Origin of the sequence: Bradyrhizobium sp., from assembly GCF_028868675.1 — a bacterium.
GTDB lineage: Bacteria > Pseudomonadota > Alphaproteobacteria > Rhizobiales > Xanthobacteraceae > Bradyrhizobium.
Genome location: NZ_JAGWUA010000153.1, coordinates 1 through 11,750, shown reverse-complemented (window position 1 = coordinate 11,750; position 11,750 = coordinate 1). Strand labels below are relative to the sequence as shown.

Annotated in this window: 12 protein-coding genes; 9 read left to right on the top strand and 3 right to left on the bottom strand. The window is 66.1% G+C overall.

Going from position 1 to position 11,750, the window contains the following annotated elements; all coding sequences use genetic code 11:
- Positions 1-210 precede the first annotated feature (210 nt).
- Complete coding sequence (locus KGM94_RS18335) at positions 211-702, top strand: single-stranded DNA-binding protein (protein WP_300262414.1); 492 nt, start codon at positions 211-213, stop codon at positions 700-702.
- A 432-nt stretch (positions 703-1,134) separates the two neighbouring features.
- Positions 1,135-3,855, top strand: a complete 2,721-nt coding sequence (gyrA, locus tag KGM94_RS18330) for a DNA gyrase subunit A (RefSeq protein WP_300262411.1) — start codon at positions 1,135-1,137, stop codon at positions 3,853-3,855.
- A gap of 51 nt (positions 3,856-3,906) precedes the next feature.
- Here gyrA and KGM94_RS18325 read toward each other — a convergent pair whose 3' ends face one another.
- The gene (locus KGM94_RS18325; RefSeq protein WP_300262408.1) at positions 3,907-4,164 is read right to left on the bottom strand and encodes a hypothetical protein; all 258 of its coding nucleotides are present in this window, start codon (positions 4,162-4,164) and stop codon (positions 3,907-3,909) included.
- Between the two features lie 246 nt (positions 4,165-4,410).
- Between KGM94_RS18325 and coaD the strand changes: the two genes are divergently transcribed.
- From coaD to queA, 5 genes are all read left to right on the top strand, one after another.
- Positions 4,411-4,905, top strand: coding sequence for a pantetheine-phosphate adenylyltransferase (gene coaD, locus KGM94_RS18320; RefSeq protein ID WP_300262404.1), 495 nt, complete (start codon positions 4,411-4,413; stop codon positions 4,903-4,905).
- A 39-nt stretch (positions 4,906-4,944) separates the two neighbouring features.
- A complete protein-coding gene (locus tag KGM94_RS18315; protein WP_300262401.1) occupies positions 4,945-5,508 on the top strand; it encodes a peptidylprolyl isomerase in 564 nt (187 codons plus the stop codon).
- Between the two features lie 8 nt (positions 5,509-5,516).
- Entirely contained in the window at positions 5,517-5,942 is a 426-nt protein-coding gene (locus KGM94_RS18310) for a hypothetical protein (protein ID WP_300262398.1), read from the top strand.
- A complete protein-coding gene (locus KGM94_RS18305) occupies positions 5,939-6,403 on the top strand; it encodes a peptidylprolyl isomerase (RefSeq protein ID WP_300262395.1) in 465 nt (154 codons plus the stop codon). The genes KGM94_RS18310 and KGM94_RS18305 overlap by 4 nt, the downstream gene beginning before the upstream one ends.
- A 78-nt stretch (positions 6,404-6,481) precedes the next feature.
- Positions 6,482-7,576 (top strand): tRNA preQ1(34) S-adenosylmethionine ribosyltransferase-isomerase QueA, encoded by a 1,095-nt coding sequence (gene queA, locus KGM94_RS18300; protein WP_300262392.1) that lies wholly within the window; start codon positions 6,482-6,484, stop codon positions 7,574-7,576.
- 139 nt (positions 7,577-7,715) lie between these two features.
- On the opposite strand, the gene KGM94_RS18295 is transcribed toward queA, so the two are convergent.
- Positions 7,716-8,753 carry an aspartate-semialdehyde dehydrogenase gene (locus tag KGM94_RS18295; protein WP_300262389.1) on the bottom strand — a complete coding sequence of 346 codons (1,038 nt, stop codon included), beginning with the start codon at positions 8,751-8,753 and terminating at the stop codon, positions 7,716-7,718.
- A 288-nt stretch (positions 8,754-9,041) separates the two neighbouring features.
- Between KGM94_RS18295 and tgt the strand changes: the two genes are divergently transcribed.
- Positions 9,042-10,178, top strand: coding sequence for a tRNA guanosine(34) transglycosylase Tgt (tgt, locus tag KGM94_RS18290; protein WP_300262386.1), 1,137 nt, complete (start codon positions 9,042-9,044; stop codon positions 10,176-10,178).
- A gap of 2 nt (positions 10,179-10,180) precedes the next feature.
- Here the strand turns inward: tgt and KGM94_RS18285 are convergent, their stop codons facing one another.
- Positions 10,181-10,396: a hypothetical protein gene (locus tag KGM94_RS18285; protein ID WP_300262382.1), complete on the bottom strand. Its 216-nt coding sequence runs from the start codon at positions 10,394-10,396 to the stop codon at positions 10,181-10,183.
- A 223-nt stretch (positions 10,397-10,619) separates the two neighbouring features.
- Between KGM94_RS18285 and cysK the strand changes: the two genes are divergently transcribed.
- Positions 10,620-11,597, top strand: a complete 978-nt coding sequence (cysK, locus tag KGM94_RS18280) for a cysteine synthase A (protein WP_300262379.1) — start codon at positions 10,620-10,622, stop codon at positions 11,595-11,597.
- Positions 11,598-11,750: the final 153 nt, after the last annotated feature.

Genomic DNA, 11,750 nt, shown 5'->3' with positions numbered 1-11,750 from the left:
GGTCATATGGCCGCCGTATTTGGTAGAAGACAATTGAGAACAAAGATGGAACGCACAGTGCGCCCATGCTATATGTGGGGATAACCTCGGGGATGACGGGCTGACGGCGGCTCATGGTCCTGGTCGAGCGTATAGGGTCCGCAGCGAGCGCGAGCAGCGGACAGGCCCCGGCTTCCGGGAAAAATCAGTGGTTTGGAGTGGAGAGCGGCGATGGCGGGAAGCATCAACAAGGTCATTCTGGTCGGAAATCTCGGCAAGGATCCGGAAATCCGCCGCACCCAGGATGGGCGGCCGATCGCGCATTTGAGCGTCGCGACGTCGGAGACATGGCGCGACAAGGCGACCGGCGAGCGCAAGGAGAAGACCGAGTGGCACCGCGTCGTGATCTTCAATGAGGGGCTGGCCAAGGTCGCCGAGCAGTACCTGAAGAAGGGCGCCAAGGTGTATGTCGAGGGCCAGTTGCAGACCCGCAAATGGACTGATCAGCAGGGTGTCGAGAAGTACTCTACCGAGGTCGTGCTGCAGGGCTTCAACTCGAACCTGACCATGCTCGACGGGCGTGGCGGCGGAGGCGGGACCAGCTTCGGCGACGAGCCAGGCGGCGACTTCGGCTCTTCGGGGCCGGCCGGCAGCGCGCCGCGCCGGGCAGTGGCCGCCGGCGGCAGCCGCAACAGCGACATGGACGACGATATCCCGTTCTGATCGGGCGCGGTCGTATGGTGAGGGCCGGGGCCGCGCGCGGTCATCGGGTTCCGAAGAAATATGTCAGCGCTTCTTACCAAGATGCTGGCGCTATTTATGAATCGTTCGGTGATCTCACACATTGCTCGAGCCCTGCGATGGTCCGGCTCGCAGCGCCCAAGGGCACGCTGCGGCACCGGACGATCGGCTGGATCCGGCTGGGCCTGATGCTCTTGGTCACGATGCCCTCGGCGGGTCGCGCCCCATGCCGTTTTCGGGTCGTTGCGGAGGGTTCTGAAGCGATGTTTCCGGTCCAGCCGCGGGCGGGCTTGAGGACGGCGTAAGTCTCTGGAAAAACGAGCGGAAAAACCGCTCTCGGTCGGGCCGAAAGGGTGGTTATCGAACCCCCGATGCGCTATATGATTCAAAGAGAAAACTTCACCGGATTCCCCCTTGGCTGACGACGACAACAACAAGCCCGGCGACAAGCCGGAGCCCTCGGATATTCGCCCCGTCTCCATCCTCGACGAGATGAAGAAATCCTACCTCGATTACGCCATGAGCGTGATCGTGGCGCGTGCGCTGCCCGATGCGCGCGACGGATTGAAGCCGGTGCACCGCCGCATCCTGTTCTCGATGAACGAGGAGGGCTACACACCCGACAAGAAGCACAAGAAGTCCGCCGGCATCGTCGGCGACGTCATGGGCCAATATCATCCCCATGGCGACCAGGCGATCTACGATGCGCTGGTGCGCATGGCGCAGGATTTCTCCATGCGTGCGCCGCTGGTGGACGGGCAGGGCAATTTCGGCTCGGTCGACGGCGATCCGCCGGCGGCGATGCGCTACACCGAGTCGCGCCTGACCAAGATCGCGCTGAAGCTGCTCGAGGACATCGACAGCGACACGGTGGACTTCCAGGACAATTATGACGGCTCCGCGAAGGAGCCGGTGGTCCTGCCGGCGAGATTTCCGAACCTGCTCGTCAACGGCGCGGGCGGCATCGCCGTCGGCATGGCGACCAACATCCCGCCGCACAATCTCGGCGAGGTCGTCGACGCCTGTATCGCGCTGATCGACAACCCGGCGCTCACGATCGACGAGCTCATCGACTTCATTCCGGGACCGGATTTTCCGACCGGCGGCATCATCCTGGGACGCCAGGGCATCCGCAGCGCCTATCACCTCGGCCGCGGCTCGATCGTGATGCGCGGCAAGGTGACGATCGACACCATCCGCAAGGAGCGCGAGGCGATCATCATCAGCCAGATCCCCTACCAGGTGAACAAGGCGACGATGGTCGAGCGCATCGCCGATCTGGTGCGCGAGAAGAAGATCGAAGGCGTCGCCGATCTGCGCGATGAATCCGACCGCGAGGGCTATCGCGTGGTGGTCGAACTCAAGCGTGATGCCGTGCCGGACGTCGTGCTGAACCAGCTCTACAGGTTCACCCCGCTACAGACGTCGTTCGGCGTCAACTCGGTCGCGCTCGATTCCGGCCGGCCGCAGACGATGACCCTGAAGGATCTGCTGACGATCTTCATCGGATTCCGCGAGCAGGTCGTCACGCGGCGCACGAAATTCCTGCTCAACAAGGCACGCGACCGCGCCCATATCCTGGTCGGTCTCGCCATCGCAGTCGCCAACATCGACGAGATCATCCGCGTCATCCGCACCTCGCCGGATCCGGCCACCGCGCGCGACACCCTGATGTCGCGCGACTGGCCGGCGAGGGACGTCCAGGACATGCTCACGCTGATCGACGATCCGCGCCATCGCATCAACCCGGACGGCACCATCCGGCTCTCGATGGAGCAGGCCAGGGCCATTCTCGATCTGCGCCTGCAGCGCCTGACCGCGCTCGGCCGGGACGAGATCCGCGAGGAGCTCGACAAGCTCGCTGTCGAGATCGCCGACTATCTCGACATCCTGCGCTCGCGCGCCCGCGTCCAGGCGATCGTCAAGACCGAGCTCGCCGAGGTGAAAACGGAATTCGCCACCCCGCGCAAGACGGTCATCGTCGAGCAGGAGGGCGAGGTCGAGGATGAGGACCTGATCCAGCGCGAGGATATGGTCGTCACCGTCTCCCACGCCGGCTACGCCAAGCGCGTGCCGCTCTCGGCCTACCGGGCCCAGCGCCGCGGCGGCAAGGGCCGCGCCGGCATGCAGACCCGCGAGGAGGATTTCGTCAGCCGGCTGTTCGTGGCCTCCACCCACACGCCGGTGCTGTTCTTCTCCTCGCGCGGCCAGGTCTACAAGGAGAAGGTCTGGCGCCTGCCGATGGCCGCACCGAATGCGCGCGGCAAGGCGCTGATCAACATCCTGCCGCTGGAGCAGGGCGAGCGCATCACCACCATCATGCCGCTGCCGGAGGATGAATCGACCTGGGGCGAGCTCGACGTGATGTTCGCCACCACCGGCGGCAACGTCCGCCGCAACAAGCTGTCCGACTTCGTCGACGTCCGCCGCTCCGGCATCATCGCCATGAAGCTCGACGACGACGAGGCGATCGTCGACGTGCAGATCTGCACCGAACGCGACGACGTGCTGCTGACGGCCGCCGGCGGCCAGTGCATTCGCTTCCCCGTCACCGACGTGCGCGTGTTCACCGGGCGCACCTCGATGGGGGTGCGCGGCATCGCGCTCGGCGATGCCGACAAGGTGATCTCGCTGACCATTCTGCGTCACATGGACGCGAGCTCCGACGAGCGCGCCGCTTACCTGCGCCGCGCCAACGCGGTGCGCCGCGGCGGGGTCGAGGAGGAGGCGCAGACCGATGCCGAGGACGCCGCCGGCGCCATCGAGCTTGGCGAGCAGCGCTATGTCGAGATGTCGGCGGCCGAGCAGTTCGTGCTCACCATCTCCGAGAACGGTTTTGGCAAACGAACCTCGTCGTTCGAGTACCGCACCACGGGCCGCGGCGGCAAAGGCATCGCCGCCATGAGCGTCAACGAGCGCAACGGCAAGCTGGTCGCCTCGTTCCCGGTCGAGGACTCCGACCAGATCATGCTGGTCACCGACAAGGGACAGTTGATCCGCTGCCCGGTCGAGGACATCCGCATCGCCGGCCGCTCGACGCAAGGCGTCATCGTGTTCGATACGGCCGAGGACGAGCATGTCGTATCGGTCGAGCACATCGGCGAGGAAGCCGAGAACGGCGAGAACGGGCATTGAGGCCGGCGCGGGCGTAGGCCGGATTGCGGCTGCGCAGGGCGCGACGCAGGCCTACGGCAGGCGGTCGGCCGAGACCAGCCGGGCTTCCCGGACGTCCGCCTTGGTGCCGGCCCGGCGCAGGCAGGAGGCTTCGAAATTCGGCCAGGCCTGCTGCGAGCAGTCCTTGCCGACGGTGCGGATGTCGAGGCGGTCGCCCTTGGCGAGGGGCTGCGGCACGCTCGCCTCGACGGTGGGAGCAAAGCCGGGCAGAACGGTGAGGGCTGCGGCAACGCACGCAGCGACGGCGATCGCTGAAAGAGCCTTGATCATTGACGGTCCCCTGTGATCGGCCGCTACGCCCTGTGTGCGGCCCGTCTTTCGTTGTCCGGATTAGTAACCATCGCCAGTTTCCGGACGTCTTCGCGGATGGGGAAAATGGTTTCGTTCGCCATCCGTTTTGTTTCGTCGCTGCCTGAGGACGAAACAGTCGGGCCGGATCCGACAGGTTCTGCCGGGAGATCGGACCGGGAACCGGGCTGGCTTGCCCGTCCGCCCCCGGCGCGGTAGGAGGGGGGCATGCCGCGCATTGCCCTCTATCCCGGTTCCTTCGATCCCGTCACCAACGGTCATCTGGACGTGGTGCGGCACGCCGTACTCCTGTGCGACCGCCTGATCGTCGCCATCGGCGTCCATCCCGGCAAGAAGCCGCTGTTCTCGACCGAGGAGCGGCTGAAGATGGTGCAGGACGTGTTCGGTCCGATCGCCGCCAAGGCTGCTTGCGGCTTCGAGGCCACCACCTTCGACGACCTCAGCGTCACCGCCGCCCAGAAGCGCGGGGCCACCATCATGGTTCGGGGCCTGCGCGACGGCACCGACCTCGACTACGAGATGCAGCTTGCCGGCATGAACGAGGCCATGGCGCCGGACGTGCATACCGTCTTCGTGCCGGCGTCTCCGGCCGTCCGCCCGATCACCGCCACACTGGTGCGCCAGATCGCCGGCATGGGCGGCGATGTCTCCGCCTTCGTGCCACCGCTCGTCGCTCAAAGCCTCAAGGCAAAATTCGCCTGACAAACGCGATCCTCGATCGCCACCCGATCCGGAGTTTTCATGATCCGAATTCTCGCATTGCTTGCCGTGCTCCTCTGCGCCGCTCCGGCGGTCGCCCAGACGCTTCCGGCCGGCCTCGACAAGGCCAATGCCATCGTCATCGATACCACCAAGGGCCGCATCGTCATCAAGCTGCGCACCGATCTGGCGCCCCAGCACGCCGAGCGCCTCAAGCAACTCGCGCGCGACGGCTTCTATGACAACGTGCCGTTCCACCGGGTGATGGACGGCTTCATGGCGCAGACCGGCGACGGCCAGAACGGCAACGGCACCGGCGGATCGAAATATCCGAACCTCAAGCAGGAATTCTCCAAGGTTCATTTCGGCCGCGGCATCGTCGGCATGGCCCGCCGCGGCGACAGCGTCGACAGCGCCAATTCGCAGTTCTTCATCATGTTCGCGGACGCGCCCGCGCTCGACGGCGGCTACACCGTCATCGGCGAGGTCGTGCAGGGCATGGACGTCGTCGACAAGCTGAAGAAGGCGCCGGCGGGCTCGGCGAGCGGCACCGTCACCGATCCCGACAAGATGGTGAAGGTGCAGGTCGCATCCGACATCAAATAGGCGCCGGCATGGCGCGTCGCGGCGACGGGCTCCTGGTAGCTGCCGCGGTGCTCCTGCTCGGCCTCGCCGGCACCGCGGCGTGGGCTCAGCCGGGCCATGTCGACACCATCCAGGGCGTCGTTGCGCGGTTGCGCACCTGCTGGAAGCCGCCGCCGCCTGCCAAGGCTCACCCCATCGACATCACCGTCGTTGTGAGCTTTAACCGCAACGGAGACATTTTGGGCCATCCTCGGATCACCTTTGAATCCGCAGGGGCAACCGACAACGACCGGCTCCTGTACCGGATCGCGGTGATGGAAGCATTGCAACGCTGCACGCCGATGCCATTTACCGAGGCGATGGCCGGCGCTGCGGCAGGACGTCCGTTCGCGATCCAGTTCCGCCGGAAGGCTTCACCCCAACGAACACCCCAAGCCACAGAGAGAAGAGCATGAGCGCCACCGAAAACACCCTGATCCTCGAGACCACGCAGGGCCCCGTCACCATCGAGATGCGGCCGGATCTCGCGCCGGGCCACGTCGCCCGCATCAAGGAGCTGGTGCGCGAGGGGTTTTATGACGGCATCGTCTTCCATCGCGTGATCGAGGGCTTCATGGCGCAGACTGGCTGCCCGCACGGCACCGGCACCGGCGGCTCCGGCAAGAAGCTGAAGGCCGAGTTCAACAAGGAGCCGCATGTCCGCGGCACCGCCTCGATGGCGCGCGCGGCAAGCCCGGATTCGGCCGACAGCCAGTTCTTCATCTGTTTCGACGATGCGCGCTTCCTCGACAACCAGTACACCGTATGGGGCAAGGTCACCGCGGGCATGGAGAACGTCGACAAGATCAAGCGCGGTGAGCCGGTGCAGAACCCGGACAAGATCCTCAAGGCGCGGATGGCCGCGGACGCGAAATAACTATCGACCCTCATGGTTCGAGACGCGTGTTTCGCGCTTCTCAGAATGCGGGGCTGACTGCGCCGAACGGGGTCCAAGATGCGCACCGATCTCTTCGACTTCGACCTGCCGTCCGAGCGCATCGCGCTTAGGCCCGCGCAGCCGCGCGACTCCGCGCGGATGCTCGTGGTGCATGACGACGGCGTGCTGCGCGACCGCCTCATTGCCGACCTGCCGCAATGGCTGGAGGCCGGCGATCAGCTCGTCGTCAACGACACCAAGGTGATCGCCGCGCAGCTGAAGGGCCGCCGCATCGGTCGCGAGACCGAGCCCAGGATCGAGGCGACGCTGATCAGGCGGGTCGACGGCTCGCGCTGGCAGGCGCTGGTCAAGCCGGCCAGGAAGCTCGCCACCGGCGACCGCATCCGCTTCGGCAACGAAGGCAAGGTCTGCCTGCTCGGCCATCTCGACGCCGAGGTCGAGGCCAAGGGCGAAGAAGGCGAGGTGACGCTGGCTTTCTCGTTTCATGGCCCAACGCTCGACCAGGCGATCGCCGATCTCGGCAGCCCGCCGCTGCCGCCCTACATCGCCTCGAAGCGCGCGCCTGACGACCGGGACGCGGCCGACTACCAGACCATGTTCGCGGCCAACGAGGGCGCGGTCGCAGCACCCACCGCGGGGCTGCATTTTACGCCGGCGCTGGAGCAGGCGCTAAGCGCGCGTGGCGTCGGCCTCCACCGCGTGACGCTGCATGTCGGGGCAGGGACCTTCCTGCCCGTCAAGGCCGACGACACGCAAGGCCACCGGATGCACGCCGAATGGGGAACGATCTCGGCTTCGACCGCCGAAGCGCTGAACGCCGCGCGGCGCAGCGGCGGGCGCATCGTCGCGGTCGGCACCACCTCGCTGCGCCTCCTGGAGAGCGCGGCTGCCGATGACGGCGCCATCCGGCCGTTCGAGGGCGACACCGCAATCTTCATCACGCCCGGCTATCGTTTCCGCGCCGTCGATATCCTGCTGACCAATTTCCACCTGCCGCGCTCGACCCTGTTCATGCTGGTGGCGGCGTTCTCCGGGCTGGAGACGATGAAACGGGCCTACAAGCACGCCGTCGCGGAAGGCTACCGGTTCTATTCCTACGGCGATGCGTGCCTGCTGTTTCGGGCGCACGAGACGAGCGTCCGCGATCCGTAGCTCTGGGCGCGGAAGCGCCCTTACGCGTTCCGGACGCGGTGCAGCGTGCAACGCTGCTCCGCAGAGCCGAGACCCGTCTGGGCTCCGGATCAGCAGCGCATCACTGTCGTGCTGCGCTGCATCCGGGGCACGAGAGCTCTTACGCCAACGCGCGTTCCGGCAGCAGCTCCGCGATTTGCACCGCATTGAGGGCTGCGCCCTTGAGGAGCTGGTCCGCGGCCACGAACATCGAGATCGAGTGGCCGCTCGCGTCACTGAGATCCCTGCGGATGCGGCCGACCAGCACGTCATCCTGCCCCGAAGCGTCGATCGGCATCGGGAAATGGTTCTTGGCGCGATCGTCGACGATCTTCACGCCGGGCGCAACCGCCAGGATCGACCGCACCTGGTCCTCCGTGATCGGCTTCTCGCATTCGAAGGTGATGGCCTCGCAATGCGCGCGTAGCACCGGCACGCGCACGCAGGTGACGCCGACGGCGATCTGCTCGTCCTCGAAGATCTTGCGGGTCTCCTTGATGACCTTGGTCTCCTCGTCGTTGTAGCCGGTCTCGGGATCGATGGCGGTGTTGTGGCTGAACAGGTTGAAGGCGTAGGGGTGCGGCATCACCTTGGGCGTATAGAGCCCGCCATTGAGACTGGCGCGAGTGGATTCCACGAGCTCCTCCATCGCGGCCGCGCCGGCGCCGCTCGCCGCCTGGTAGGTCGCGATGATGACGCGCTTGATGCGGTTCTTCTGATGGATCGGCCACAGCGGCACCAGCGCGGTGATGGCGGCGCAGTTCGGGTTGGCGATGATGCCCTTGTGGTCGCGGATCCGGTTCGCGTTGATCTCGGGGATCACCAGCGGCACGTTCGGATCCATGCGGAAGGCCGAGGAGTTGTCGACCACGACGGCGCCGGCCTTCACCGCGAGCGGCGCATACTTCCTTGAAATCCCGCTACCGGCGGAGAACAGCGCGATGTCGACGCCGTCAAAGGATCGCTCGGTGAGTTCCTCGATCACGATCCTCTCGCCGCGGAAGGAAACCGTCTTGCCGGCCGAGCGGGCGCTCGCCAGCGCCTTGAGCTTGCCGACGCGGAAGCCGCGTCTGTCCATGGTGGCGATGAATTCGGCGCCCACTGCGCCGGTGACGCCGACAATCGCGACGACGGGATCGTTACTCACGTTCTGCTCCATTTCTTTGGGCCATGGTCGCGGCGGAAAGCCGGACCATGCCGCAGGCAACAAAAAAGCCCCGGACCATCACGGTGCGGGGCTTCGGATGAGGACATGCGTTCGAATACGACTACGCGCGCACGCCTCCCGAGGCCCCGGAGGGCTTGGTGGTTTTCATCGTGCGTTTCGTGGTCGCGAACATGGCGGCGACTTATGCGGAAGAGTTTGGCGTCCGTCAACGGCTTTTCGCGTCGGTTCGGACCCGAACGAGGTTGAATCCGGCCGCCGGCTGACGCAATAAGCCGCCTCATGACCCTGCCGAACCACTTCGAACTGCTTGCGACCGACGGCGCGGCGCGGACCGGCCGCCTGACCACGCCGCACGGGGTGGTGCGGACGCCTGCCTTCATGCCGGTTGGCACGGCCGGCGCCATGAAGGGCATGCACTGGCGGGAGGTGCGCGATGCCGGCGCCGACATCGTGCTCGGCAACACCTATCACCTGATGCTGCGGCCGGGCGCCGAGCGGATCGCCGCGCTCGGGGGCCTGCAGGCCTTCACCGGCTGGAACGGGCCGATGCTGACGGACTCCGGCGGTTTCCAGGTGATGTCGCTCTCGGACCTGCGCAAGGTCACCGAGGACGCCGTGACCTTCCGCTCGCATATCGATGGCGCCAGGGTGGAGCTCTCGCCGGAGCGCTCGATCGAGGTGCAGCGGTTGCTCGGCTCGGACATCGCCATGCAGATGGATGAATGCGTGCGGCTGCCGGCCGAGCGCGACGACGTCGAGCGCGCGATGCTGCTGTCGCTGCGCTGGGCCGAACGCAGCAAGCGCGCTTTCGAGAGCGCACCGGCCGGCTACCTGCTGTTCGGCATCGTGCAGGGCGGCGACGTGCCGGCGCTGCGTCATGCCAGCGCGCAGGGCCTCGTCGAGATCGGATTCGACGGTTATGCGATCGGGGGGCTCGCCGTCGGCGAGCCACAGTCCGTGATGCTGGCGATGATCGAGGAGACGGCGCCGCGCCTTCCGCCCGACCTGCCGCGCTACCTGATGGGGGTCGGCACGCCCGAGGATCTCCTGGAGGCGGTCCGGCGCGGCATCGACATGTTCGACTGCGTGATGCCGACGCGCAACGGCCGTCATGGCGTCGCGTTCACGCGCTTCGGCCAGATCAACCTTCGCAACGCCCGGCACGCGGATGACCCGCGGCCGCTGGACGAGGAAAGCGGGTGGCCCTCGACGCGCAACTGCGCCCGCGCCTATCTCCACCATCTCGTCAGGTCGGGTGAGACGCTGGGCGCGATGCTGCTGTCGGAAATCAACGTCGCCTATTACCAGCACCTGATGCAGGGCATCAGGAATGCGGTTTCGAACGGCTCGTTCGAGCAATTCTATCAACGCACGCGCGAGGGCTGGGCGAGGGGCGACATTGCGCCCCGCGCATGAGGTCAGTTGCAGACGTACCGCTTGACCGAATGCTTGGTCACGAAGCCGTAACCGCAGGTGTCGCAGGTCCAGAGATAGCTGATTACCTGATCGGAGACATACGCGGACGCTTCCGCGGCGACCATGGAGTCGGCGCAGACGGGACAGGTCGGCAACTCGCTGCAACGTGGATCGCGATTGCGCGCGACGGTCGACAGGACTTCAGCCACTGCTGACATCGTGGGACCTCCCTGCTTTCAGATGGAAGCCTAACATAAGCAGAAATAGTTGACGAGGTCGCAACACAAATGCGTTGGTTTGTTGATATTTGAGGTTCGTCGGATTTTGCGCTGCAGCGAGCGGCCGCGCCGCCTCATTGTCGCTTGCCTGTCGCCGCAGGCTGCCGCTAACTGACCCACGATCGCGCTTCACGCGCGCACATTGTTGCCACAGGAGTTCATCATGGACGCATCGTCCGCCTCAGGTCCAGCGCAGAAGCCCGGCCGCGGCCGCGTGTTCGACTCCATCGTCGATGCCATCGGGAACACGCCGATCGTGCGACTGCGTCGACTGCCGGGGATGCGCGGGGTGAACGCGACGATCCTCGCCAAGCTCGAATATTTCAATCCTGCGGCCAGCGTGAAGGACCGCATCGGCGCGGCCATGATCATCGCCATGGAGGAGGCGGGGCAGATCAAGCCGGACACCGTGCTGATCGAACCGACCTCGGGAAATACCGGGATCGCGCTCGCCTTCGTCGCCGCCTCGCGCGGCTACCGGCTGAAGCTGGTGATGCCGGAATCGATGTCGATCGAGCGGCGCAAGATGCTGGCATTCCTCGGCGCGGAACTGGTGCTGACGCCGGCGGCGCAGGGCATGAAGGGCGCCATCGCGGCGGCGGAGGAATTGCTGCGTACCACGCCCAACTCGGTGATGCCGCAGCAGTTCAAGAACCGCGCCAATCCGGAGATCCATCGCCGCACCACTGCCGAGGAGATCTGGAACGACACCGGCGGCAACATCGACTTCTTCGTCGCGGGCGTCGGCACCGGCGGCACCATTACCGGCGTCGGCCAGGCCCTGAAGCCGCGCAAGCCGGGCTTGCGCGTCGTGGCCGTCGAGCCGGAGGAGAGCGCGGTCCTGTCGGGCGGGCAGCACACGCCCCACAAGATCCAGGGCATCGGCGCGAGCTTCGTGCCCGATGTCCTCGACCGCTCCGTGATCGACGAGATCGTGACGATCAATTCGACCGCCGCGATCGAGACCTCGCGCGCGCTGGCCCGCCATGAAGGCATCCCCGCCGGTATCTCCTCGGGCGCCGCGATCGCGGCCGCGCTCGAGATCGGCAAGCGGCCGGAAGCCGCTGGAAAGACCATCCTGGCCGTGGCGCCGTCTTTCTCCGAGCGCTATCTTTCGACCGCTCTGTTCGAGGGAATCTGAGAGATGGCGGATCAACCGAGGCGGCCGCGCACGCTGGCTGATGCCAGGACGGAAGCCGAAGCAGCGTTCAAGAAGGTGACGGCCAAGCCCGCGGAAGCGCCACCGAAGCAGGTAGCGGTGCCCGGCGTCAAGGAACAGGTCGCGCTGCGGATC